The organism is Herbaspirillum sp. DW155 (assembly GCF_037076565.1).
GTDB lineage: Bacteria > Pseudomonadota > Gammaproteobacteria > Burkholderiales > Burkholderiaceae_D > Herbaspirillum.
In genome coordinates, this window is the sequence record NZ_AP029028.1 from 2,410,256 (window position 1) to 2,435,814 (window position 25,559).

Sequence of the window (25,559 nt, forward strand, 5' to 3'; positions counted from 1 at the left end):
CCGCCTTGGGGGCGGTCTTGATCCCATCGGTTCTGGCAGCGTTTGCGTCACGGGGCCGTGGCGCAATGAGCCCGCATCAGCGTGGATGGGGCGCGATGGTCTTCCAGTAATCTTCAATGCCCTGCGGGGCGACCACATCCGGATGAATGCAGCTACTGCCAGCCTTGCGCTGGCCCTCGTACAGTTTTGCGGCGGCGTGATCATGGCGGGTCTGTTCCTGAACATGCCCCGTGAACGCTGCACGCGTCTGTGGTCGCTCTCGGGCGGGCTGTCGGCCATGGGCATCTGCGTCATGGTGTTGGGCTATGCCGGTGTGGGCGGGGCCTTGAATGGCTTGCTGTTGTTGGTGGGTAATACCACGCTGTTTGCCGGTTGCCTTACCGCCTGGTGCGGACTGCGCAATTTCTACCAGCGTCGCACGGCGGTGTATTTGCCGCTGGTGATGGTGGGTATTTACGCCATCATTTTTACGATCCTGCTGGTCTACAAGGCGAGCTTCACCAATCGCAGCTACCTGGCCATGTTCGCGCTGCAGATGGTGTTCTGGCTGGCGCTCATCGAATTCGTGCGCGGCATGCGCGGGCCGGACGGCCAACGCCAGGGTGGATGGAGTTTCGGGCGCTGCATCGGGGTCGTGTCGCTGTTCATCTTCATTTCCACCCATACGGCCCGGTTCGTGCTGTCGTTTTCGCAGCCGGAACTGTTCGTTCCACCTGCCATGAGTACCATCGGCGTGGCCTTGATCTACATGATTCCCATGTGTGGTTCGCTGCTGTTCTCGGTCTCGCTGATGATGATCTACTTCGAACGCCTGCTGGCCGAGAAGCAGCGCCTTGCCACGGTGGACGAGCTGACCGGTACCCTCAACCGGCGCGAGCTGGTGCGCTGCGGCGAGCAGGCTCTGGCACAGGCGGTACACGGCGGGCGGGTACTGACGCTGGCCTTCATCGACGTGGATTACTTCAAACTCATCAACGACAGCCACGGCCACCTGGTGGGAGATCGCGTACTGGCCGACATCGGTGCCTTGCTGCGCGAACACTGCTACCCGGGCGGCCTGATCGGACGCTATGGCGGCGAGGAATTCTGCGGGGTCTTCCCGGAGGTGTCCGAGGTGCAGGCACGCCAGATCGCCCAGCATCTGCTGGACACCGTACGCAACCACGACTTTGGTCATGGCCAGGCGGTCACCATCAGCGTGGGCCTGGCGATCCTGCAGCCGGGCCACTCCCGCAGCTGGGATGCCCTGGTGCATGAGGCCGACCAGGCGCTGTACCGCGCCAAGAGCGAAGGGCGCAATGCCTTCCGGATGGCGCTGGCGGCCTGATCGGGCAGGGTCGCTTCAGAACACATTCAGAAAAAATCCCGGCTGCGCGGCTGCAGTTCGCCCAGCAGATGGGTCCAGTCTTCCAGCCGTCCCGCCACCAGGTGGCGTACCTCGCCCTGGCACTGCCAGCTGCCATATACCCCCAGCAAGCGTGCATTCAACACTTCGCTGCGCTGCCGCTCCAGCACGGCAGGCCAGATGATGACGTTGGCCGAGCCGGTTTCATCCTCCAGCGTCATGAAGATCACCCCCTTGGCCGTGCCCGGGCGCTGGCGCACGGTAACGATGCCGCAGCAACAGGCGAACTGGCGGTTCTGCAAGCCGTTCAGGTCGGCCACGCTCATGAAGCGGCGCCGCCGCAAGGTCTCGCGCAGCAGTGCCAGCGGATGGCGGCGCAGGGTCAGGTTCATGGCGCGGTAGTCGTCGATGATCTGGTCGCCTTCGCCGGGCGCTTCCAGCTGCACGGCATCGTCGCCCCGGGGGGCCGTGCGCAGCAGGTCGCGGTCGGGCACGGCACCGACCGCATGCCACAGCGCCTGCCGTCGGTGCCCGGCCAGCTCGCGCAAGGCGTCGCCCGCCGCCAGCGCCTGCAGGGCGTGGCGGTCCAGCGCGGCGCGCCGGGCCAGGTCATCGACGTCGGCAAAGGGCCGTTCGCTGCGGGCTTCTTCGATGCGCTGCGCCGCCTGTTCCGGCATGCCGCGCAGCAGGCTCATGCCCAGCCGCACCGCAGGCCGCGCCCGGCCGGCCGGGTCCAGTTCCAGGATGGATTCCCAGCGGCTGCGCAAGACATTGGCCGGCAGCACTTTCACACCATGCCGGCGCGCATCCTGGATCAGTTGCGAGGGCGAGTAGAACCCCATGGGCTGGCTGTTGAGCAGGCCGCACAGGAAGGCTTCCGGCTCGTGGCACTTGAGCCAGCTGCTGAAATAGGTCAGCAGGGCAAAGCTGGCGGCATGGCTCTCGGGGAAACCGTATTCGCCGAAACCCTCGATCTGGTTGAAGATGCTCTCGGCGAATTCGCGCGAATACCCATTGTCGGTCATGCCCATCACCAGCCGTTCATGGTGCGGCCCCATGCCACCCTTGCGTTTCCAGGCGGCCATGGAGCGGCGCAGGTCATCGGCTTCGCTGGGAGAATAGCCGGCCGCCTCGATGGCCACGTCCATCACCTGTTCCTGGAAGATCGGGATGCCCAGGGTGCGTTCCAGCACCTTCCTGATCTTGCCGCTCTTGCTGGTGTTGTCCGGATAGTCGAAGCTGCCGCCCTCGCGCACCAGTTCACGCCGCCGCAGATAGGGGTGAACCATCCCGCCCTGGATCGGGCCCGGCCGCACGATGGCCACCTGCACCACCAGGTCGTACTGGGTGCGCGGCTGCATGCGCGGCAACATGCTCATCTGGGCGCGGCTCTCGATCTGGAACACGCCGATGGTGTCGGCCTTGCAGATCATCTCGAAGGTGGCCGGGTCTTCACGCGGAATGTCGTGCATCTGCATCACCTGCGGCAGGCCGCGCCGCAGGCTGACCAGTTCGAGCGTGCGGCGCAGGGCCGTCAGCATGCCCAGGGCCAGCACGTCGACCTTGAGCAGCTTGAGCGATTCAAGGTCGTCCTTGTCCCATTCGATGACGGAACGGTCTTCCATGGCCGCATTCTGGATCGGCACCAGCCGCGACAACTGCCCGCGCGCGATCACGAAACCGCCGGTGTGCTGCGACAGGTGGCGCGGAAAGCGCAGCAGCTTGCCGGTGATGCTGGCCCACAGCCCGATCTGCGGCAGTTCGGGGTCCAGCCCGGCTTCGGCAAAGCGGGCCAGCAATTCTTCGCGGCTGTCGAACCAGTGCTGCGACCTGGCCACCGTATCGACGATGGCCGCATCCACCCCTAGCGCCTTGCCGACCTCGCGCAGGGCGCCGCGCGGCCGGTAGCTGTGCACGGCGGCGGCCAGCGCGGCGCGGCGGCGGCCGTACTTGCGGTAGATGTGCTGGATCACTTCTTCGCGGCGCTGGTGCTCGAAGTCGACATCGATGTCGGGCGGTTCCTCGCGCTTTTCGCTGATGAAACGGGCAAACAGCAGCCGGGTGGAAGTCGGATCGACCTCGGTCACTCCCAGGCAGTAGCACACCGCCGAGTTGGCCGCCGAGCCGCGCCCCTGGCAGAGGATGCCGCGTGAACGGGCGAACCTGACCAGATCGTAGACGGTCAGGAAATAAGCTTCATATTCCTTTTGGGCGATCAGGGACAGTTCCATCTCGATCTGCGCCCGTACCTCGCCCGGCAGCCCCTGGGGATAGCGTCTGGCGGCACCGGCCAGGGTTTCCTGCCGCAGATAGTCGGCCGGGCTCATGCCCAGCGGCACCAGTTCGTCAGGATATTCATATCGCAATTCAGCCAGGCTGAAATGGCAACCGGCCGCCACCGCCAGGGTCTGGGCCAGGGTGGCCGGGCCATGCACCAGCGAGAGCCGCATGCGTGGTCGCAGGTGCTGTTCGGCATTGGGCGCCAGCGCATGGCCGCATTCCTGTACCGGCTTGCCCAGGCGGATGGCCGTGACCACATCCTGCAGGTATTTGCGTGAACGCTGATGCATCTGCACATCGCCCACCGCCACCAGCGGCAGGCCGTGCAGCCGTGCGGCGGCATCGATGGCGGCGCGGTGCAGGTCGTCCAGCGGACGATACAGGCGCGTCATGCCGACCCACGAGCGGCCGGGGGCCAGCGGGGCGAACCAGCGCAGTTGGGCATCCAGCGTTTCTTCATCAGCCGGGTAGTCCGGCACCAGGATCAGCTGGCAATCGGGCAGGGCACGCAGGTGCGACAAGGCGGGCGGGGGCTGGCTCAGGTCTTCCGGTGACAGCAGGTAGCTGCCTTTGCCGGCGCGGGTGCGGGCCAGGGTGATGAGTTCGCAGAGGTTGCCATAGCCTTCGCGGTTCCGGGCCAGGGCTACCAGCGTTATGGCGGCCAGCGGGTGGGAAGGTTCATCTTGGAGGGCGGTAAAACGGAAACAACTGCCGATGAGCAGTTTGAAATCCTGCGCCTTGCCGCGGCTGAACTGCTCCATCCAGGCGGCATGGGCGCGCACCACGCCGGCCATGGTGCATTCATCGGTGATGGCCAGGGCGCGGTAGCCCAGCTCGATGGCGCGCTCCACCAGTTCCTGCGCATGCGAAGCGCCTTGCAGGAAGCTGAAGTTGGTGCGGCAATACAGTTCGGCATAGTCGGGCAGAGAGGTTGGCATGCGTTGCTCCTAGCCGAACAAGCCGTGCAGGAACCACTGCGGTTCTTCATCGGACCCCTCGCCGCCGCGCCACTGGCGGAAGATCCAGTAATAGACGTGGCTGGCATCGCGCGCCGTGAAGTAGTCGCGCGTCAGGGGCCGGCCCTCCCACCAGCCGGCTTCGATGCGCTCGGGCGGTGAGGTGAATTCCAGCGCACTCCGATAGAAGGGCTTGTGCTGCTGCACCCGCAGTGGCAGGGGCTCCTGCAGCAGCCACAGCGGGCGTGGCGGCAGCCGTGCCGGATCGCTGCTCAAGGGGGCCGGCAGGCTGGCGGCGGACTGCATCACGCTGCACCAGCGGTTGGCGATCTCGGGGCGGTGATCGGCGCGCGGGGCGGCCTGTTGCACCTTGTCCGCGCCCAGCCGCGCCACCAGCAGCTCCAGCAGGCGCTGATGGTCCTCGGCACTGCCACCGGGATCGGGGAAGAGCATGTCGCTGGCCGCCTGCTGGCTTTCCAGCTCGTCGGCGGCCAGGCCCAGGGCGATGGCCGGGGCGGGCAGTGCGGAACGGGCCAGTTTTTCCTTGACCAGGGTGTGCAGGTGGTCTTCCTGCCAGGCCGGTACCGACAGCGCCACCTGCAATTCGGTGGGCGGTACCGCCTGGCGTCCGCGTTCATGTTCCAGCCACAGGTGCAGCCTCTTGATGGCCAGCTGGCGCGCGGCCAGCCAGCCGGCCAACTGGGCCAGCAAACCCTGGGCATAGGCGGCCAGGATGTCGGTATGGTCGATGCGGTCCGGTAACTCCACCCTGGCCTGGAAGGTGGGCGGCGCCACGATCCAGTCATGCACCTCGGGAGCATCGCCATAGGCGCGATCCAGCATGGCCAGCAACGCCTGGCCGCAACGGCGCTGCAATCCGGCCCGGGGCAGACGCCGCACCTGGCCCAGCTGGCGGCAGCCCAGTCCGTGCAGCCATTCCAGGTGGGGGCGCGCGGCAGTGAGCAGGGCCACCGGCAGGCGATCCAGATGGCGCTGCAGGGAGGCTGGGCGCAAGGTGCGCACGTAGCCGTAGCGTGCCAGCATCCAGGCCCCGGTGGCCGTGACGGCGCAGGACAGTGTGGCTGACAGGCCCAGCCGGGCGATAGTCACCCGGATCTTGCGGCACAAGGCCCGCACGCCACCGAACAGGCGCAGGCTGGCGCCGACTTCCAGCAGAACGCAGGCCTCTTCGGCCAGCCTCACCTGGGGGGTGTATTGCAGCAGGGCCAGGGCGGCCTGCTGCAAGGTGGCCTGTTCGCGGGCCGCATCGCGCTCGTGCAGATGGGCTTGCGGCGCCAGCAATTGCACGCCGCCGCGCCGCATTCCTTCGTGCACGCCCAGCGCGCGCGCAGGCGCCGTCAGGGCGGCTACGCGCTCGCGCTCGAAGACCACCGCCGGGGCCTCATCCAGCCAGTTCGGACGAAAGACTTCCAGCGGCAGCAGTGGCAGGTGTACGGCGATCCACAGGGGGGACATGGCGTTGCAAATTCGGTGAAGGCAGCAAAGGGAGAAACAGGCTTTGTTCGCGCAGCGGGCCGCGGCGCTTGAGAAAACCGATCTCCAGCCCGTCCCGCGCCGACTTGAGCGTCAGCCGCAGGGGCGCGGGCGAGGGCTCGCGGGCGCAAGAGAGCGGCCGCAGCATGAAGAACAGCGTCTGCCCGGCCTGGGCCGCCACATGCAGGCGCCGCAGCAGGTCGTGATCGCCCTTGCGCAGGCGCGCCTGCCACATCAGCAGGGCCTGGCAGCTATCGGCCCGCAAGACCTGCTCGGCGGCCCAGCAGGCATCAGCGGCATGGTCGGCCTGCAACTGCAGCAGCCGCGCCGCATCCACGCCCATGTAGGCCCAGCCGGGGGCATTGATCTGGTGCGGTGCCTGCAGCAGCGCAATCCGGTTAGCGCGCGCCATGCGCTGGGCGCTTGCCGGTGGACGCGCCAGCACCGGGCGCAACAGGCGCAGCTCGCCGATGCCTTGCTGCGGCAGCAGCAGTTCGATCAGCACCCCGGGCGGCCAGCCGCGTTCGGGCAGTTCGGCATCGAGCGCCTCGAAACCGCTGGCGACCCCGCGCGCACCACCCCGCGCCAGCTGGGAAGCCAGCCAGAGCGAAGGGTGGATGATTTCCGGACTGCGGACCGGGGAGGCGGGTGTCAACATGTCAATCAAACGGCAGGAAGGGCGGTGAACAGCAGAAAATTAGATGCTGTATAAATATACAGTAATTGTTTTGGTGTGTGACAAAAACTGCCTTTATCCCTTCAGGAGAGTGAAATTTCCTTCTTGCAATATCGAAATGTGTGTTGCTGGGGAATATCGATACCAAAAAAGAAAGCTCATCTTCATGCTTTCCTACATGTCCTACAGCCATTGCTGACATGGGCTGGGGAGCTCTTCCGATAGTGAGGTTCGGTGAGGCTTTCTACACTGCAGACGTGGACAAGTTGGTTGCCAGCCGCGTGCTCGCGCAGAGCAGTAGGGCTTGCCGGGTGGCAAATGTCTGCTCCATTCGATCATCCGAATCCAAGACAAGGAGTCACACATGGCAAATTCACAAAATCCGGGGAACAGCAATCGCGGCTTTGCCGCTATGGACAGGGAGAAACAGCGTCAGATCGCCAGTATGGGCGGCAAGGCAGCCCACGCCAAGGGCGCGGCCCATGAGTTCACCTCTGCCGAAGCCCGGGAAGCCGGACGCAAGGGCGGCCTGAACAGCCACGGCCGCAAGAATGCCGCTGCGGCGGCCGCAGCGCAGAATGGCAATGGCGGCAACGGCGCCGCCACCAGTGCCCAGCCGCAGATGACCCAGAGCACCCCGCAGGAGGGCAACGACGCCCCGCAGCAACCGCAGCAGTCGGACGACAGCACGCCGCAGCAGCAAGGCTGAGCGAGCACGGCGGCGGGGCCACCTCAGGCATGGCAGGCGCCCCCCAGGATGGTGGCTGATCGCATCAGGAACCGGGCGGTGCAAGATCGATAACAAGAAAACGAAAGGCGCGTTGAGCGCCTTTTCATGGCCGCGCCAGATCATCCATCATCGGCACCAGCGCCAGCAGGAACAGTGCCGCCGCCAGCGGCATGGTGGCCAGGAAGCCCACCAGCTTGAAACCGAGAGCGCCGCTCACCCCACCCAGGAAGAACATCAGCAGCAACGAAGTCAGCAGAATGAACTTGCGTCGCGCCCCCGGTACCGGATCGTCGGCCACGGCCTCGCCGGGCTGGTGCGGCGCCAGGGTCCAGTAGCACATCTTGCCGATTTCGATGCCGATGTCGGTCACCAGGCCGGTGACGTGGGTGGTACGGATCTCCGAGCGCGAAATCTTGCTGATCATGGCATTCTGCAAGCCCATCACGAAGCACAGCAAGGCCACCGTGACCGGGACGAACAGCAGGCGGTGATTCTCCAGATTGCTGCCGAGGATGCCAAAACACAGCAACAGCATCGCCTCCAGCATCAGCGGCATGGCGTATTCGCTCTGCAAGCCGCGCCGCCGGGCCCAGTTGATCATCACCGCCGAACACGCCGCCCCCAGCAGGAAAGACAGCAAGGCACTGGCCCCGGCCACCAGCAGCAGGGTTTCCCCCAGGACCAGGTTGTCGGCCAGCGAAGAGACGATGCCCGACATGTGCGAGGTGTACTGGCCCACGGCCAGGAAACCGCCGGCATTGACGGCGCCGGCGATGAAGGCCAGCGAGCGCCCCAGGTGGCGGTTGGAAAGATCGGTGCGCGCCGGACTGGTGAGGCGGCGCAGGTAATTGATGGGCATGACGGGTCCAGACGAAGTAGCAACGACACCAGGCGGCAGCATCCCCGCGTCGCCATTGCTTCGCCTGCTACGTCGGACAGACTCATCTTCCTTGCTTCCTACGCAGATCGGCGGTGGCTTCTTGCTGCCTTTACCTTCAGTGTTTCTTATGCTGACAAGAATACTTCTTCCTGGCCCGGCGCGGGGAAGGATGCAGCAATGCCTGACGTGCGTCAGTGGCGCAGGTGTTGGCGGCATTCCCCGGCGTGGCCCCCGATCTTGATACAGGAGCACACTACAGGAGCACACCATGAGCATTCCCATCGACATTCCCGGCGGCGAGAAACTGGGCGAACTGAGCGGTCCTGGGGGCGGGCCGGTCATGCAGCCCGGCGTGCAGCAATCCGAAGAAGGCGGTTTTCGCGGGATCGTACTCATCGGCGCCTCCCCGCAGGCGCCGCACGAGCCGGTCTCCACGCACGTCTGCGCATTGCTGCGTCCGACCAGCGAACTGGCCTACGCCGATGCCCTGGCCTATATTGCCGGACGGCGCAACTGAACCATTGTTCATACAGATCGACCAACAAGGATAAAAAAATGGCCGCCTGGGGGAGGCGGCCTGAGGGGGAGGGATATATAAGACGCCGAGGATCGGGGGAATCTTCGGAGAATTTCTGCTTATGAAAACGACTCGTGGGGATAAACCGATGGGGGATGGACTGTATTCATGACGCGACGGAGGGGGACGTTCGTGTCGGAATGTGGAGTCCTCGGTTTCGAGTTCGTTGAGATGCATAGTAGCGATGCGCTGCAAAAAGAAAAATCGGACATTGCCCGATTAACTCGTAGGAAAACGCCTACAAGCTACCTCGCCGCACTCAGCGCAAACCCTCACTTGCGTACCTCCGGCAATTCGTAGTCGCCAGATGGCGACACCCCCTCGCTGCGGCGCACCGGTGCGGCCGGCAGGGAAATCTCTGCCAGCGCGCCGCCCACGCCACGGTTCTGGGTCTTGGCGGCCACGTCGCCCAGGCTCACCATGCCGACCAGGTTCTTCTGGCGGTCCATCACGGGCAGGCGGCGGATCTGGCGCTGCACCATGTCGTCCAGCACGTCATCGACCGGTTCGTCTTCATAGCACCACAGTACGTCGTGGCTCATCACCTCGGTCAGCGGCAGGCTTTCCGAGAGGCGATTGCGGGCCACCGCGCGCAATACGATGTCGCGGTCGGTGACCAGCCCGACCAGGTTGTGCTGGGCATCGCAGACGGGCAGCGCACCCACGTCCAGCGCCTCCATGGCCTGGGCGGCGCGGATGACGGAATCATCCGGACTCAGCGTGTGGGCGCCGCGCGTCATGACGTCGGCAATGGTTCGGGTAGCGTGCATGTTGACCTCCTGATTGGATGGGATGGATTTCTGCTGCCCCTCCAGACTAGGCAAGGGCCGCCCATGCCGCAATGCCGCATGCGCTTTTTGTCGGGTCGGCAGATTCGCGCAGGGGCGTGCGAATGCGCCGACCTGGCGCGGCCGTGAAGCCAGGGCAAGCGAACCGGGCAAACTTCCTACAACGCCTCGCGGCGCCGGCCGACTGTGGCCGCCGTCCCGCCTGGTCCACCATCGGCACTCCATCTGCTTGCGGGGCTCGTGCAGCTCCGGTTGACCATCATGTCCGATCACCTCACCGACCTCATCGGCTGGGCCGCTACGCTCATCCTTCTGCTCACCATTTCCTCCCAGGTTTATGAACAATGGCGCAGCCGCTCCACGCAGGGCGTATCGCACTGGCTCTTCGCCGGGCAACTGGCGGCGTCGACCGGCTTCGTGATCTATAGCGTGCTGCAGGGGGATTGGGTGTTCGTGGTGTCCAACGTGTTCCTGCTGTTCACCGCGCTACTGGGCCAGGTGCTGTACCTGCGCAATCGCCGCCGTCAGCAGTAGCCGCTCATCGATTCTTACAGCGGTCATTGGCGCTGTCTGATTCATGTGCGCGGTCTTGGTGGTTAGAGTGAAAGCATCCTGACCCCAGCAGGTCAGCACTAGACCCATCATCCCCAAGTCAAAGGAGTCCACCATGCATCTCATCCCGACCATCCCCTCCCGCCTGCCATCCTGTAACGGTCGCCGCCTCATCGGCGCCAGCGTGCTGATGCTGGCCGGTGCCGCGCTGTCCTTGAATGCAGCGGCCGAGTCGGTCAGCAGCAAGGACAAGAGCTTCATGACCAAGGCCGCCGAAGCCGGCCACACCGAGATCCAAGCCAGCAAGATCGCCCTGGAAAAGAGCAGCAACCAGGCCATCAAGGATTACGCCCAGAAGATGATCGACCAGCACACCACGGTCGATGAGCAGCTCAAGCAACTCGCTTCCAGCAAGGATGTCACGCTGCCGACCGAACCCAGCATGGCCCAGCGCGCCAAGATCGCCATTCTCGACAAGCTCTCCGGCAATACCTTCGACAAGCGCTATGCCAGCATGATCGGCGTGTCGGCCCACGAGGATGCGGTCAAGCTGTTCCAGAAGGGTTCCACTGAAGCGCAAGATCCCGATGTGAAGAGCTTCGCCACCAAGACCCTGCCGGGCCTGAAGGAACACCTGCAGATGGGCCGCGAGTTGAAGCAGAGCATGGACGCCGGCAAGAAATAAGAAAACGCCCGTCTTACCGTGGAGCACGGCGGCCCGCCACCGAAAAGAGTCCGTCAAAAGAGACCTTCTCTTGTGCCAGCGATGGACTATGCTGAAGGCAGCCTTGCTCCCCGTTCCCCGTGCCGTCCCTACAGCCTGTGCGCCCAGGAGACTTGCCATGAAACACTTCGCCAAATCCGTCGAACAGCAGCAAGCCGGTCACTTCATGCCCCGCGTGACCAAGCTGGACAAGCATAAATACGTCGCCTACCTCGATACCCGCATCGATGCGCTCTGGCATATGGATCTGGACGACCTCGGCGCGCAACCGGTGCGCATCTGCAAGAAGCGCAAGGAAGCCGAGAAGGCTGCGCTGGCCTTGCTGGCGCAGGCCATGCGCAAGCATGAGATGGCGCAGAGGGAATAGCTCTCCCAAGCCGCTTACTTCCATGCCGTCCGGATCATTCCGGGCGGCATTCTTGTTTTCAGGTTGAATCGTTCATACCCCAAAGCCGGTTTCTTGAGAACCCGGCTTCCAGCCCAAAAAAATCGCGGGGTCAGCCCGCGATTCTTCATTTTCCTTCATATCGGCCTGTAAGCACCCTCAGCCGTCGCTTTGCGCCGATTCGCCGTGGGCAACCGCAAAGGCTTCGTTCTCATGGCTGGGCGGGGCTGCCGGGGCGCTGCCTTTCTCGGACAGATGGGGCTTGCCTGCGGAACCGGTGGCGGCTTCGTCGCCTGCCACGCCGGCGGCCGGTTGCTGAGCTTGTTCCCGGCGCTGCTGTTCATCCAGCAGCTTCATGAATTCATTGTTGAAGGCCGGAATATCGGTGGGTTTGCGCGAGGAGACGAAGTTTTCGTCCCGCACCACTTCCTGATCCACCCACTGGCTGCCCGCATTCTTGAAATCATCCTGCAGGCTGGGCCAGCTGGTGACGGTGCGGCCCTTGGCGATGCCAGCCGAGATCAGGAGCCAGCCGCCGTGGCAGATGGAGGCGATGGGCTTCTCGGCATCGTTGGCGGCGCGCACGAAATTGCGTGCCTCGGGCAGCAGGCGCATGGCGTCGCCATTGACCACGCCACCGGGCAGCAGCACGGCTGAATAGTCGGCCGGGTTGGCCGCATCGAGGCTGCCATCGACGCTGACCACCTCGCCCTTGTCGACGTGCTTGAAACCCTGCACGCTGTCGCTCTTGTCGGAAAGGATGTGAACGGTCGCACCCGCGGCCTCCAGCGCCTTCTTCGGTTCCAGCAGCTCGGCCTGCTCGAAGCCGTCGGTCACCAGGACGGCGACCTTCAGTTGGTTGTAGCGATTGCTCATCTTGCTTCTCCCTTGAAAAAAGAAAAGGCGGCCGGCATGCACCGGCCGCCCGTGGGGGGCGGAAAGGATTCAGCCAGCCTTGGGGGTGTTTTCCTTGACACGGTTGCTGTTCTGATGGTCGTTGCGCGCACGGTCCATCTCGGGCGCCTTTTCGATGCGCGTGATGTTGGAGGTGGCTACCGGATCACTGCCGGGGAAGCTCATTTCGTTGGCTTCATCCAACGCCACCTCGGAAGGGGTGTCGTATTGATTGGGACGATGGTCCTTGTCGGATTTGCTTGCGCTCATGCTCTTCTCCTTCTGTTCTGATGGAATGGACTGGCATCGACAGGGCCTGATGCCGCCGTAGATGAAGCTTACTGCGCGGCCCGTGGGCCCCCTATAAGCGGGAGGCGCAACCGTACGTAAGAATGCGCGAGGCAGATTTCCTCCGCCCGGACTCAGGGCCAAGGCGCCGGCGTGACGTCCTGGAACTGCGTCTGCCGGGCGGGCGAATCCGGCACCGCATCGGGTTTGCGGCCCGGATGCAGCATGCTGCCGGTGATCAGTTCCAGCTCCCGTTCGGCGGCGATGAAGGCCGTGTCCTCCAGCGGCTGTTCGGCCACCGGCCAGTGTTCGATGGCCCAGCGCCGGTAATCGTCGAAACGGGCGCGTAGCTGGCGTGCGTATTCTTCTCGCTGTTGTTCGAGGGCTTGCATGGCTCATCCTCCCTTCATGGCGATCAGGCTTTCCTTGACCTTGGCCAGACCGAACTTCCATATCTGTTCCATCTTGATGTGCGGCATCACGGGCAGCTCCGCCGGATCGATGAACACATCCAACACCGCCGGGCCGGGCGCGGCCAGCAATTGCTGCAGACTTTCCTGCAACTGGTCGGGCGTACGGGCGCTGAAGCCCTGACCGCCACAGGCGCGGGCGAAGGCGGCGAAATCGGCATTGGGAAATTCGGAACCTTCGAAGGCGGGCATGCCGGTTTCTTCCATTTCCAGATGCACCAGGCCCCATTCGCGGTTGTTGAAGACCACCACCTTCACCGGCAGCTTGTGCTCCACGCTGGTCATGAATTCACCCAGCAGCATGGTGAAGCCGCCATCGCCCACGGCCACGATCACCTGGCGCTCGCGGTTGAGCGCCTGAATCCCGTTGGCCTGGCCCAGCGAGGTGCCCACCGCCGCGTTGTTGAACGAGGCCAACAGGCGCTGATGCCCGCGCTGGCGGATCCAGTTGCCGCACCAGAGCGTGACCACGCCGGTATCGATGATGAAGCGTGCATCGTCGTCGGCCAGGTCGCTCAGGGCGCGGGCCACGCTTTGCGGCTTGATCTTCTTGTGATGGCGCTTGATGTCGGCGGCGCTGTCCAGCTTGGCATTCCATCGCTCGCGGTCGGCATTGGCCTGCTGCAAAAAGCTGCTGTCGGTCTTGCCCTCGACCTTTTCCAGCAAGGCCCGTACCGACGGCCCCACCGAGCCGGTGATGCCCAGCGTGACCGGGGCGCGGCGGCCCAGTACGAAACCACGTTCGTCGATCTGGATCACCTTGGACCTGGTGGGCAGGAATTCGGAATAGGGATAGTCCGATCCCAGCATCAGCATCACCTCGGCCGCATGCAGGGCATCGGTGCCGGGCGCGCCGCCGATCAGGCCGACCCCGCCGATCCAGTGCGGATGGTCATAGGCCGCCAGATCCTTGCCCCGGAAGGTATGCATCACCGGGGCCTGCAGCTTGCTGGCCAGCGCCAGCACCTCATCGATGGCACCCCGGCAGCCATTGCCGGCGAAAATGGCGACCGAAGCGGCCGCATTGATCAGGTCGGCCGCCGCAGCGATGTCAGCCGCTGGCGGTGCCAGCTCGGTGCGCTCGCGCAGCGTGTGAATGCTGGGCACGGTGCCGCTGACCTTGGCGCCGATGATATCTGCAGGAATGTTCAGGTGCGCCACGCCCCGTTGCGCGTAGGCCTGGGCAATGGCCTGGTGGAACACAGCCGGCGCCTGTTCCGGGCTGGTGATGATCTGGCTGTAGGCGGCGACGTCGCGGAACAGCAGGTCAGGTGAATTTTCCTGCAAATAATCGGTACCGCGCCGCGCGGCCGGCACGCCGCCGGAGATGGCCAGTACCGGGGCGTGGTCCTTGCGGGCTTCATAGAGGCCGGCGACAAGGTGGTTGGCGCCTGGTCCGGTGGTGCCACAGCATACCGCCAGACGGCCGGTCAGCTTGGCTTGTCCGGCGGCGGCCAGGGCCGCGCCTTCTTCGTGGCGTACGCCTATCCATTCGATGCGCTTGTCGCGGCGCAGGGCGTCGGTCAGGGGATTCAAGGCATCACCGACCACGCCGAAGATCTGGCGTACGCCGATCTCGTAGAGGGTGTCGATGAGGATGTCTGCAACGGTGGCGGGCATGGCGGCTCCAGAGTGGGGAGGGGATCGCTCAAGAGTAAGACGCGCTGCGCCCTGCCTGTATCGGTGAGTGCGGTAAATCCATGTAGGAGAAGGCCCGTGCTGCGGCTGTGCCGCAGGCGCATTCCTACGCGGGCTTCATTGCCCCTCCGACTGCGCCGCGCGTCGGGCGATTTGATAATTGGCCCAATTGGCCCATCAGCAAACTTGCGGAGGAAGCGATGCGACGCGCACTGTGGAAAGGGGCGATCAGCTTCGGGCTGATCAATATCCCGGTCGAACTCTATACAGCCGAAAAACACGATGAGCTGGACTTCACCCTGCTGGACAAGCGCGACCTGTCCCCGGTGGGCTACAAGCGCTACAACAAGGCTTCCGGGCGCGAAGTGCCGTGGGAGAACATCATCAAGGGCTATCAGTACGAGGACGGCAAGTTTGTTCTCATGTCCGATGAAGACCTGCGCCAGGCCAACGTGGAGGCCACCCAGAGCATCGACATCCAGAGCTTCGTGGAGCGCGGGCAGGTGCCCATCCTCTACTACGAGCAACCGTATTTCCTGGCACCGGCCAAGGGTGGTGACAAGGCATACACCCTGCTGCGCGAGACCCTGCTGGCCAGCGACAAGATGGCCATCGCCCAGATCGTCATCCGCACGCGCCAGCATCTGGCCGCGCTGATTCCCCAGGGCGACATGCTGCAACTGATCACCTTGCGCTACCCCAGCGAATTGCGCACGCCGGATGACTTGCCGGTGCCTTCGCGCAAGTCGAAGAAGTCTGCCGTGACCAGACAGGAAGTGGAGATGGCGCGCGCCCTGGTGGACCATATGTCCTCCGATTGGGAGCCTGAGCAATTTCACGATACCTACCGCGATGACGTGCTCGCCCTGATCCAGAAAAAGATCAAGAGCCGCCAGACCCACGAAGTGGCCGAGCCGGATGAGGCCGCCGCGCCTGCCAGCAGCGGCGCCAACGTGGTGGACTTGATGGCGCTGCTCAAAAGCAGCCTGGAAGGGCGCGGCAAATCCAGACCCTCAGCGCCGGAAAAAGCCGAGGACGGCGGCGCCAAGGTCCACAGGATCAGTGAGCGCAAGCCCGCCGCCAAGCGCAACAGCGGCAGCAGCGGCAGCAAGGCAGCCGCCAGGTCGACGGCCACGGGTAAAACCTCGTCCCGCAGCAAGGCCGCCACCGGCAAGAGCAGCGCACGTAGCAGCTCCGCCCGTGCCGGCAGCAGGAGGGCACAGGCATGAGCCGTTCGTCCTCTGCGCTGGACCGTTATCACGCCAAGCGCGATTTCAGCATCACGCCCGAGCCTTCCGGCGGGGGAGAACGGGCGAGCCAGGCCGGCAGCCTGCAATTTTTCATCCAGCGCCACCATGCCCGGCGGCTGCATTACGATTTCCGGCTGGAGCTCGATGGCGTGCTCAAGAGCTGGGCCGTTCCCAAAGGCCCCAGCCTGGACCCGCACGACAAGCGCCTGGCCGTGCGGGTGGAAGATCATCCTTTCGATTACGGCAGCTTTGAAGGCGACATTCCGGCCCATCAATACGGCGCCGGGCACGTGGTGCTGTGGGATCGCGGCCAGTGGCTACCGCACGGCGATCCGCATGCCGGGCTCAAGAAGGGCCATCTCAGCTTCGCGCTGTCGGGCGACAAGCTGCAAGGCCGCTGGGCCCTGGTGCGCATGGGCAAGCCCGCCGGGGATGGCAAGGAGAACTGGCTGCTCATCAAGGAGGACGATGAGGCCGCCCAGACCGGCGAGGCTGCGGCCATTACCGAGCTGCGCCCGGAAAGCGTCAAGGACAAGGGCGATGCCGCGCCTGCCGGCAAGGCCCGACGCGCTGCTCCAGACCCTGCACGCAGCGACATGCCCGAGACAGTCGAGGTCCAGTTGGCGACGCTGGTCGATAGCGCTCCCCAGGGCGACGAGTGGCTCTCCGAATTGAAATTCGACGGTTATCGCGGCCTGTGCCGCATACAAAACGGCAAGGCGGCCATCTACACCCGCGAAGGGCTGGACTGGAGCCATCGGTGGCCCGTTCTGGTCGAGGCGCTGGGCAGATTGCCGGTCGAGCAGGCCTGGATCGATGGCGAAGTGGTGGCCCTGGACGCCGAGGGCCACATCAGTTTCGAAGCCCTGCAAAACCTGGTGCGCGGTGACCGCCAGCAGGCCAACGGCATCCGCCTGGCGCTGTATGCCTTTGACCTGCTCTACCTCAACGGCCATGACGTGCGCGAACTTCCGCTGCGTCAGCGCAAGGAACTGCTGCGTGAGATCATCCCGGGCAGCGATGAACAGGGCTTGCTGCTCTACAGCGAGCACATCGCCGGCCATGCCGATGAAGTGTTTCGCCACGCCTGCCAGCACGGCATGGAAGGCATCGTGGTCAAGCGTGCCGACGCTGCCTATAGCGGGCGGCGTGACCGCAACTGGCTCAAGGTCAAGTGCGAGCACCGGCAGGAATTCGTCATCGCCGGGTATACCGAGCCCGCCGGGCAGCGTAGCGGCTTTGGCGCCATCCTGGTGGGTGTGCATGACGAGCAGGGGCAGTTGCGGTACGCAGGCCGTGTGGGGACCGGTTTTGATGACCGGCTGCTGGGCAGCATGCTCAAGCGGTTCCACCGTCTGGAGCAGGACCGGCCGGCCTTCGTCAATCCGCCTGCCGGCCAGCAGCGGCGCGGGGTGCACTGGTTGAAGCCGGAGCTGGTGGCCGAGGTGAAGTTTGCGCAGTGGACCCAGGCAGGCATCCTGCGCCACGGCAGTTTCGTGGCGCTGCGAGAAGACAAGGAGCCCGAGGACATCGTGCGCGAGACGCCCCATGCAGCGCCTGACGACACATCGGAGGCGGCTGAGCCAGCCCCGCCTGCACACTCATCCAGGCGCAGCGCCGAAGACCTGTCCAGGCCCGTGATGGCGGCGGGCGTCAAGCTGACCCATCCCGGCAAGATCCTCTTTCCCGATACCGGCCTGACCAAGCTGGAACTGGCGCGCTACTACCAGAATGCGGCGCCCTGGATTCTGCCCGAACTCAAGCAGCGCCCACTGTCGCTGGTGCGCTGCCCCGATGGCCATGCCGGCAAGTGCTTCTTCCAGAAACACACCGGCCAGGGCATGCCGGATGCCATCGAGACCATCGAAGTGCCGGAAGGCGAGGGGACGGCCCACTACATGATGGTCAACGACGTGGCCGGGCTGGTGGCGACCGTGCAGATGGGCGTGCTGGAGCTGCACGCCTGGGGCGCCACCGGCGGCGCACTGGACAAGCCCGACCGGGTGGTCTTCGACCTCGACCCGGCCCCGGGGGTGCCGTGGGCCACCGTGGTGGAGGGCGCGCAGCTGGTGCGGGGGCTGCTGCAGGAGATCGGTCTGGCGTGCTTCTTGAAGACTTCCGGTGGCAAGGGCCTGCATTTCATGGTGCCCATCCGCCCGGAACACGGCTGGGATGTGGTCAAGGACTGGGCGCACAGGGTGGCGGCGCATCTGGCGCGGCTGCTGCCGGATCGCTTCATTGCACGCATGAGCAAGGCCGCCCGCGAGGGCAAGATCTTCATCGATTATCTGCGCAATGCGCCTGGCGCCACCACCGTGGTGGCCTATTCGGTGCGCGCGCGGGATGGCGCGCCGGTTTCGGTGCCGATTACCTGGGAAGAGCTGGAGCAGGGCATGCAGGCGGACCATTTCCAGGTCTCGACCATGCCACGGCGGCTGCAAAGCCTGTCCCGCAGCGATCCCTGGGCCGATTTCGGCAGGTCGCCGCAGCGCTTGACGCGCGCCATGCTGGACGCTTTCGACCCCGCCTGAACCGGATGCAAGCTCTACAAGGCGGCAATGTCCTACACGATCTTCATCTTCCTGCCGACTGCGGGGGCAAGAGCCCAACTGTAGTTGCCCCCGCAATTCAGGACACTCAGACATCGTTAAGTTACTGATGCTGCAGCCCGTCTGAACTCGCGAGGCGAGCGGTATTTCAGGGCCTTGTGCGGATGGCGCTCATTGTATTGCTCGAAGGCAGAGGCCAGATGCGTGAGCGCCGTAGGCACATCGGGCTTGTCCATGAAGGCGATGTAATCATGCTTCATCGTTTTTACGAACCGCTCCGCCATGCCGTTACTCTGTGGCGAGCGCACGGGCGTGGTCAAGGGCTCCAATCCCAGCTCGCGAGCGAAGCTGCGTGTGCGATGGTCGATGTAGGCCGAGCCGTTGTCGCTGAGCCATTCAATCACCTGTGGAGTCTGCGTGCTTCCAAACCTCTGCTCCACGGCGGCCAGCATCACGTCGCGCACGACATCCCCGCTATGCCCACCGGTAGTGGCCGCCCAGCTGATGGCTTCACGGTCACAACAATCCAGTGCAAACGTCACTCTCAATGCAGCCCCGTCATCACAACGGAATTCGAAGCCGTCCGAACACCAGCGCGCATTACTTTGCTTGACCGCTACGCGACCATCGTGGCGTCGATTGTCGCGTCTCACACCAGGTCGGCGCAGCAGCAACGCGTGCTCTCGCATGACGCGATAGACCCGCTTATGGTTCACGCACGCTTGCCCCAGAGATTCCCGGCTACGTCGCAGCAAAGCCCAGATGCGGCGATAGCCATAGCTCGGCAAGCTCGCGACATACAGCTCAATCTCTTCGAGCAAGCCGCTGTCGCCGACTTTGCGAGCACTACGGCCATCTCGCCATTCCGGGCTCCGGGCTCGTTTTACTGCCACTGCAGAGCGCGCCACACCGAGAACGTCACAGACCACTTTCATTGGTCGTCCTCCGGCAGCAAGGGCGAGCGCGCAATCAGGTTTTTTGACCGGCCCCATTCGACGGCCTCGCGCAGAATCTCGTTCTCCATGGTCTTCTTGCCCAACAGCCGCTGCAGTTCTTTGATTTCCTTGATGGCCGCGGCCAGCTCCGAGGCCGGGACTACCGTCTCGCCAGCCTTGACGGCGGTCAGACTGCCTTCCTGGTACTGCTTGCGCCAACCAAACACCTGGTTCGCGTTCACCCCGTGTCGCCTGGCAACGGCTGATACGGAAGCTCCAGGAGCCAAGGTCTCCTGGACGATGGCTATTTTTTCTTGGGGCGTGCGTCTTCTGCGACGCTCCGGCTCGGTCAGAATCTCGATGTGCTCCACGGTTTGCCTAGTCGTAAAACTGGTCATAAGACTATCCTCTATTTTAAGAGAGTCTTCGTGTCCTGAGATTCAAGGGGCTATTCCACCAACTTCATAATCCACTTCAACTTGATGGCCCGGCATGTCCGGGCCGTTTGCAACCTGACAGAGCACGCCTCGCCGTGACATGAACAACAACAAGGATTTGGCCAGCGCCATGAACACCCTCAGCCACCGCACTTCGCTGACCCAGCTGTTGACCCGCCCCCTGCAAGCCGTGATGCCCGCCCTGATGCCCCAGGCGCCCGCTGCGCTGCACGCCGCCCAGCCGCGCAAGCTGCCGGCCGCGCTGGTGGACCGGTTGCTGGAGCAGGAAGGCCGGCGCGGCATGCGCCACGCAGATTTACCCCGTGCCACCTTCAATGCTCCCCAGCCGGCGGCTCATCGGGCGGCCACCTTCAGCTATCCGCTGCATATCGACCGTGCCAGCATTGAAGCCTTGCCGGCCGCCTGCGGCGTGTACATTTTGCGCGATATGAACGATCAGGCCTTGTATGTCGGCCGCAGCGTGAATCTGCGCAGCCGCGTGCTGGCTCACTTGCACAATCATGAAGAACAATTCCTGATCAGCCAGACGCGTCGCATCGAATGCCGTCGCACCGCCGGCGAGCTGGGCGCAGCCTTGCTGGAGAACTGCCTGCTGCGCGATCTGCGCCCCTCTCACAACAAGAAGCAGCGCATCAAGCGCGGACTGTTCACCTTGCGTCTGAATACCGCTGGCCAGCCGCAAGTGGCCCCGGTCGGGGAGCACGAATTCAACCGCGCCGAGAATCTTTTCGGCCTCTACACCAGCGAACGCGCGGCCCAGGACGCCTTGCAAAAGATGGTGGAAGGCCACGGCCTGTGCTCCATCGCCACCGGCCTGGAACGCAGTGACGGATCCGGCATGGCCTGTTTCGGCCGCCAGATCCGCCGCTGCCGTGGCGCCTGCACCGGCGAAGAGTCGCATGAACAGCACCAGCAGCGCCTGATGCAGGCGCTGGAAGACCTGCGCATCCTGCCCTGGCCTTATGCCGGGCCGATGGGGCTGGTGGAGCAGGGCGATGGCTGGCAGCAGGTGCACGTGATCGACCATTGGCGCTACCTGGGTTCGCTGGACCGGGACCACCGCCAGCTTTCCAGCCGCCCGGCGGCCAGCCTCAAGGGCTTTGACCTGGAAACGTACAAGCTGGTGATCCAGCCGTATCTGCTGGGCCAGCTGGAACTGCGTCCTTTGCCGGGCCTGCCGCTGCCGCAGCGCTGAGCACGCCGCAGCACGGGCCGGTTTCGCCGGCCCGTGGCCTTTCTGGCGCGGCTCATGGCGCGCTGTCTCCATCTCCCTCGATTTTTTCTGCGTTTCTCCTTCCCGATCCGATGCAACGACGATTTCCTCTCTCTGTCGCCGCCATCCTGTTGGCTACTCCGGTGACCTTGACCGTGGCCCATGCGGCCGAAGCGGGAGGCTTCTGCACCAGTGAACAGACCCTCGACAAGGACCAGTTGGCCGCCACGCTCATCCGGACTTATCCGGTGAGTACGGCCTACCTGTCGGTAGGCAAGGAGCCAGCCCCTTTGACCTCACCCCGTGCGCTGGTGGCCTGGCTGCTGCACAAGCGTGCCATGGAGAAATCAGGTGGACAGCCCTGCCAGGGGGATAGCTGCAACGTTGACCACATGGCGGCGGATGTGCAATCGCTGCTGGAGGGCCAGGATGCACGCTTCCAGCCCAGCGGTCGCAGCGATGTGGTGGCTTTCTTCCGCGACGACAGTCATGTGGCCTTGCGCTGCAAGGTGGCGGATGCGACCCCGGCGTTGGCCCACGCTGATACCGCCTTGCGCATGGGTCTGGCGGCGGCTCCTGCGCCCACGCCGGCGGCTGGCCCCGCGACGCCACCCGTTGCCGCTGCGGCTGGGGCGGCACAGACGCAGCAGGGCGGGTGGATGGATCATGTGCGTATTCGCGGCAATCCTGACCAGCTGTCCATCGATCATCGCGACAAGGCCGCGTTCGCCTCGGTCGACCGCGCGCGCGTGGCGCTGGCCAACGACGACGTGGCGCAATCGCGCACCAATGACGTGGTGGTCTACGCGGGCTATTCGCTGGACAAGCGCCCCATGGGGGAGCCGGGCAGCACTTATGAGGCGGTGCCTTATGTGGGCTTCAAGCAGAATCGTGTCATCAACTATGACAGCGGCAGTGCCGAGGTCACCACGACGCGCACCAGTCAGGTGGGGATGCTGTCGGCCTTCCACTTTGCCCATGCCGATACGGCCAACACTGAAGACCTGACGGCGCGCCCCGACTACCTGGTCAACAACAGCGACGGATCGCGGCTGCTGACGGTCAACTTTACGCTCACGCCGGTGCGGCCGGGCGTGCTCAACGATTTCCTGCGCTGGAACAATGGCCTGGCCTTCAAGCCCATCCTGATTGGCCAGAGCCGCAATGGTATCTACATCAACCGGGGTGATCCGGATGTGGTTGACCAGCATCGTGACTTCATTCGCCTGGGTGCGCAGGCGGGGTTCACGCTGTCTTCCACCAATCCGGCGTTGCCGTTCGATTTCACGACGACCTTTACGGGATTGAAGGCATTGCAGGGCAGCCGCAGCATTCACTACTGGAAGTCGGTGCTGACCTACAACTTCAACCAGAATGTGGGCTTGAGCCTGGATTATTCGAACGGCTTGCTGCCGGATAGCGGAGATCCGGAGCGCAAGTGGGGGTTGGGGGTGTCGAGCAAGTTTTGATTATTGGACGGAGTGCTGATGGGGGATGGATGTCGTGCTGGGGCGCGGTTTAATCGCATCCTTTATCAAACCTCTGCATCCACAGTGGACGTGACAGTGACATGTTGCCTGAGATAGGCCTTATGGGTGGGAGTTTTGCTTGCACAGAGCAGGGTCTGGATCAGTTGATGTGCATCGTTGGCTAGTTCCTCCTTTAGTTCTGAACGTTGATTGTGTGAACAGGCCCTGGGCAGCGCCAGGCCTTGCACGGGGGGATTGCTTGAAACTCGCAAGTTCACCGTACGACAAACACCGGGCGACGGTTACATTGATATTTTTTCCGCCTTTAAATGCAGTAAAGCCTCTAAGGCACTTTTAATACGACTGCTTTCCTGGAAATGATGGGCATGTCTCAATTTCAGGCTTCATGTAATAAGTCATATTGACCACTTCTCCCGTAGCTTGGTCTATCACGTAGTCGTCCACCATGACAACTCTTCGATCCGCGCTGAAGGTCGCCCCGTAGGGGCCCCGCGTGACCGTATAGTAATTAATGATCTTTCCCTTCTCAAGGTTAATGAGGTAAACCTTGCTAAAAGGTGGTATGCCTAGCTGTTCTTTGCTGCGATCGACTCCCCATACCACTGCGCGAGTCCGAGCGCAGTTAACGGCCCAGTCATTAATGAAGATGTTTAGATGAATATTGATAGTCCGTGTGCCAATTTCGAACTCGAATCGGTTCGCAGCCCCTCGGAACGAACTGCGGAGTTCAAGGCTCTCTCCCAAAGTCGTCCCTGAGAAAGAGAGTCCTATTAAAAAACATAGAGTTACGGAAAGTTTAGTTTTCATCGCCAAGTATGCGGTAGGAAGATTTCGTCTCTATTGTGCGTGTTGGTGCTAGCGGGCGTTCGAATGGATTAACCAATCGGCTTACTGCAGCGGAAGCTTCTGCCGTAGCCCCGCCATCAGCTGCTTTCAGAATATTGTTCTTTGCACAGTAGAAGCCAGCGGTATCCACAGCGTTGTAAGGGATGTCTGCCACAATTTGCGGGTTGCCAATCGCCGGTCCCTCTCGTCCATTGTTAAACCAGCCAGCGTCGTAAGAGTTACGATCAAGCCAGCCACGAAATACCCAGTACTCTGAATAGTTATAGCGTCCAGTCAATTGCTTCATCCCTCGGCCGCGAAATTTTATTCCGTCGCCCTGATCCGTGTTGCCCAAGCTGGTACGTCCTTCGTAGTAACCTTTTCGACCAGGTTCGGCAAAAAACAATAACTGATTCCGATTAGTTGGCGTGATCTGAAGATATCCGTTTGCTTCACTCTGGGCCGAGATATGGTTTTCCCTGATTGCAGTGCTGACGTCTATGGCAACCTCACGTGTCGCCATGAGGAAATAGCTCTCTTGAGCGGCTTGACCGAAGAAATGCGCCATCCTGACGGAGGTATTGAGTAGATATTTCCGAAAAACGAGATTGAGACTGAGCCGAAATCTTTCTTTCACGGTATCCCCTGACTGACCAACATCTCTATAGACGCTCTCCTTGTCCGCATAAATGCGCTTCATCTCCCCTACGCTTAACCAGCCACATTTCCTGAAGTGTTCAATGAATTTCCTCGGATGAAAGTGCCAATGCGCGGCATCGATACCGCCGAGCGCAGCGTGCTCCCAGAATGCCAACGCCTCCACATGACGCTGAAAAGCAGGGAAATCGGCGAGTGACAGGTAGGTACTTTTCATCAGGCTTGGCGTTTTCCCAACCTTGGAACTTGGGCCTTCCTTGGTCAGCCAATTCCACCGCTGTGCGACGCCTGCTCGTTGCCATTCAGTCGGAAATTTACACACCATCCCGCGCATGGACCGTTGAACCCCTGCGTCTTTCATCCGATTTTCCGCTTCGGATCGGGTCGTGATCCCATCGCCGTCTTCATCCAGCATGTTGCGGACGACATCGATATCGCAGCGACTGTTCTGGTCGTCGTAGTCCATCAATAGTTTCCAGCCAGCCCAATGTTGCGCATCGGCATCGCTGTACTTGAATACGCCGGCGGCGTTCAGGTTCACCCATCCTTGCCCGTTCGCTGTGGAGATCTGCCGCCAGTGTGGCGTGTCACTTGGCGTCAAGGCATCCGGCCCCAATATCCGCCCGAAGCGCAGCAATTCGTAGACAGCACTATGCGACGGTACTTGACTGGCACGTGCGGCTCTGTAAGCCTGAACGACGTTTCCTGCTTGTCGGTAAAGCTCATATTCAGCATTATTTTCTGTCAGCGCTGCACCTACCCGAGTCCCATCGGCTCGGTAGGTACTGACATATGCGTTCCCACCTCCAAATCGTACGCCGACGAACAGTGGTTCATTCAATACCGTCTCACCAGAGCCTGATTTTTCGTTGAGAGGAGGACGCTGCGGGTAGAGCCGGGTATTGGCAGGCAATCTAAAGTAGATTTCACCAAAGACAGCATCGGTACGACCGTTCGTCGTGAGATTGAGATCTCCCGTATTTCGACCTATCAGTCTTTTGAGGTTGTCGTCGTCACAGATGATCTCAAAGTGGATGATGTTGGCGTGTCCCTCAAATGAGCCCGCACTGCCCAACTCGGCTTTGCGGGAAATCGTTTGGCCAGCTTTAACACCGCGTATGGTCTGCAGATGCATGTAGATGGAGTAGAAGCGTACCGGCGTTTCCGTTTCGTTCTGGGCTCCAATCGTGGAATCGTGTCGAATGATGATGCAACCATCATCCGTCCATCCCATATAGCCGAGTACATGCTTTTCATCTTCAGAGGCGGTGTCTGGGCGCGCCGTCGGTTGGCGGACATAGGCGACGATGCCATCAGCAATGGCTCGAACCGGTTCTCGACCATTGCTGCGTGCCGGGGCTTCCAGATGCAAGCCTCCATGCCACGAGAGTTTATGGCTGACCGGGAAGTTTCCATGCTCCGGGCTACGCATGGCCGTCTCCAGATAAGCATCATCGTCATGAGTGAGACGAGGAGGAAGAAAAGGCGGACTGATGAGCATAAAC

At 62.9% G+C, this 25,559-nt stretch carries 20 protein-coding genes and 1 pseudogene; 10 read left to right on the plus strand and 11 right to left on the minus strand.

The annotated features are described in order from the left end of the window. The first annotated feature begins 142 nt into the window (after positions 1-142). Positions 143-1,327 carry a GGDEF domain-containing protein gene (locus AACH55_RS11090; protein WP_338719607.1) on the plus strand — a complete coding sequence of 395 codons (1,185 nt, stop codon included), beginning with the start codon at positions 143-145 and terminating at the stop codon, positions 1,325-1,327. A 26-nt stretch (positions 1,328-1,353) separates the two neighbouring features. On the opposite strand, the gene AACH55_RS11095 is transcribed toward AACH55_RS11090, so the two are convergent. The 3 genes from AACH55_RS11095 to imuA are packed head-to-tail and all read right to left on the minus strand — an operon-like array spanning position 1,354 to position 6,733. Next, positions 1,354-4,563, minus strand: coding sequence for an error-prone DNA polymerase (locus AACH55_RS11095; protein ID WP_338719609.1), 3,210 nt, complete (start codon positions 4,561-4,563; stop codon positions 1,354-1,356). Positions 4,564-4,572: 9 nt separating this feature from the next. Beyond that, positions 4,573-6,057, minus strand: a complete 1,485-nt coding sequence (locus AACH55_RS11100) for a DNA polymerase Y family protein (protein ID WP_338719611.1) — start codon at positions 6,055-6,057, stop codon at positions 4,573-4,575. Further along, positions 5,984-6,733 (minus strand): translesion DNA synthesis-associated protein ImuA, encoded by a 750-nt coding sequence (imuA, locus tag AACH55_RS11105; protein ID WP_338719614.1) that lies wholly within the window; start codon positions 6,731-6,733, stop codon positions 5,984-5,986. The genes AACH55_RS11100 and imuA overlap by 74 nt, the downstream gene beginning before the upstream one ends. Before the next feature lie 382 nt (positions 6,734-7,115). Between imuA and AACH55_RS11110 the strand changes: the two genes are divergently transcribed. After that, complete coding sequence (locus AACH55_RS11110; protein ID WP_338719616.1) at positions 7,116-7,460, plus strand: KGG domain-containing protein; 345 nt, start codon at positions 7,116-7,118, stop codon at positions 7,458-7,460. A 124-nt stretch (positions 7,461-7,584) separates the two neighbouring features. Here AACH55_RS11110 and AACH55_RS11115 read toward each other — a convergent pair whose 3' ends face one another. Next, positions 7,585-8,340, minus strand: coding sequence for a YoaK family protein (locus AACH55_RS11115; protein WP_338719618.1), 756 nt, complete (start codon positions 8,338-8,340; stop codon positions 7,585-7,587). 289 nt (positions 8,341-8,629) lie between these two features. Here AACH55_RS11115 and AACH55_RS11120 point away from each other — a divergent pair, with 289 nt between their 5' ends. Continuing rightward, a complete protein-coding gene (locus AACH55_RS11120) occupies positions 8,630-8,878 on the plus strand; it encodes a hypothetical protein (protein WP_338719619.1) in 249 nt (82 codons plus the stop codon). Between the two features lie 332 nt (positions 8,879-9,210). On the opposite strand, the gene AACH55_RS11125 is transcribed toward AACH55_RS11120, so the two are convergent. After that, complete coding sequence (locus AACH55_RS11125; protein WP_338719620.1) at positions 9,211-9,708, minus strand: CBS domain-containing protein; 498 nt, start codon at positions 9,706-9,708, stop codon at positions 9,211-9,213. Positions 9,709-9,987: 279 nt separating this feature from the next. Between AACH55_RS11125 and AACH55_RS11130 the strand changes: the two genes are divergently transcribed. The 3 genes from AACH55_RS11130 (at position 9,988) to AACH55_RS11140 (ending at position 11,369) form a co-directional block, all read left to right on the plus strand. Further along, a complete protein-coding gene (locus AACH55_RS11130) occupies positions 9,988-10,260 on the plus strand; it encodes a PQ-loop repeat-containing protein (protein WP_338719622.1) in 273 nt (90 codons plus the stop codon). A 133-nt stretch (positions 10,261-10,393) separates the two neighbouring features. Then, complete coding sequence (locus AACH55_RS11135) at positions 10,394-10,963, plus strand: DUF4142 domain-containing protein (RefSeq protein WP_338719624.1); 570 nt, start codon at positions 10,394-10,396, stop codon at positions 10,961-10,963. Between the two features lie 157 nt (positions 10,964-11,120). Next, the gene (locus tag AACH55_RS11140; protein ID WP_338719626.1) at positions 11,121-11,369 is read left to right on the plus strand and encodes a hypothetical protein; all 249 of its coding nucleotides are present in this window, start codon (positions 11,121-11,123) and stop codon (positions 11,367-11,369) included. Positions 11,370-11,732: 363 nt separating this feature from the next. Here AACH55_RS11140 and AACH55_RS11145 read toward each other — a convergent pair. The 4 genes and pseudogenes from AACH55_RS11145 to AACH55_RS11160 form a co-directional block, all read right to left on the minus strand. Continuing rightward, positions 11,733-12,263 (minus strand): annotated as a pseudogene (locus tag AACH55_RS11145) (type 1 glutamine amidotransferase domain-containing protein); the annotation flags it as partial. Positions 12,264-12,332: 69 nt separating this feature from the next. After that, positions 12,333-12,551: a hypothetical protein gene (locus AACH55_RS11150; protein WP_338719628.1), complete on the minus strand. Its 219-nt coding sequence runs from the start codon at positions 12,549-12,551 to the stop codon at positions 12,333-12,335. Between the two features lie 152 nt (positions 12,552-12,703). After that, entirely contained in the window at positions 12,704-12,961 is a 258-nt protein-coding gene (locus AACH55_RS11155) for a hypothetical protein (protein ID WP_338719629.1), read from the minus strand. 3 nt (positions 12,962-12,964) lie between these two features. Further along, complete coding sequence (locus tag AACH55_RS11160; protein ID WP_338719631.1) at positions 12,965-14,659, minus strand: thiamine pyrophosphate-binding protein; 1,695 nt, start codon at positions 14,657-14,659, stop codon at positions 12,965-12,967. A gap of 218 nt (positions 14,660-14,877) precedes the next feature. Between AACH55_RS11160 and AACH55_RS11165 the strand changes: the two genes are divergently transcribed. Further along, a complete protein-coding gene (locus AACH55_RS11165) occupies positions 14,878-15,906 on the plus strand; it encodes a Ku protein (RefSeq protein ID WP_338719633.1) in 1,029 nt (342 codons plus the stop codon). Beyond that, the gene (ligD, locus tag AACH55_RS11170; RefSeq protein WP_338719635.1) at positions 15,903-18,458 is read left to right on the plus strand and encodes a DNA ligase D; all 2,556 of its coding nucleotides are present in this window, start codon (positions 15,903-15,905) and stop codon (positions 18,456-18,458) included. The genes AACH55_RS11165 and ligD overlap by 4 nt, the downstream gene beginning before the upstream one ends. A 116-nt stretch (positions 18,459-18,574) precedes the next feature. Here ligD and AACH55_RS11175 read toward each other — a convergent pair. Further along, positions 18,575-19,809 (minus strand): IS3 family transposase gene (locus AACH55_RS11175; RefSeq protein ID WP_338715475.1). Its coding sequence is split into 2 segments (ribosomal slippage): positions 18,575-19,449 and positions 19,449-19,809, totalling 1,236 coding nucleotides; the frame shifts between segments, so codons are not numbered across the junction. A gap of 169 nt (positions 19,810-19,978) precedes the next feature. Between AACH55_RS11175 and AACH55_RS11180 the strand changes: the two genes are divergently transcribed. Together AACH55_RS11180 and AACH55_RS11185 are read left to right on the plus strand one after the other, a co-directional pair. Continuing rightward, positions 19,979-21,064, plus strand: coding sequence for a nucleotide excision repair endonuclease (locus AACH55_RS11180; RefSeq protein ID WP_338719637.1), 1,086 nt, complete (start codon positions 19,979-19,981; stop codon positions 21,062-21,064). 110 nt (positions 21,065-21,174) lie between these two features. After that, positions 21,175-22,551 carry a hypothetical protein gene (locus AACH55_RS11185; RefSeq protein WP_338719639.1) on the plus strand — a complete coding sequence of 459 codons (1,377 nt, stop codon included), beginning with the start codon at positions 21,175-21,177 and terminating at the stop codon, positions 22,549-22,551. 817 nt (positions 22,552-23,368) lie between these two features. Here the strand turns inward: AACH55_RS11185 and AACH55_RS11190 are convergent. Then, on the minus strand, positions 23,369-25,555 hold the full coding sequence (locus tag AACH55_RS11190; RefSeq protein ID WP_338719640.1) for a hydroxyethylthiazole kinase: 2,187 nt from the start codon (positions 25,553-25,555) through the stop codon (positions 23,369-23,371). Between the last annotated feature and the right edge of the window lie 4 nt (positions 25,556-25,559).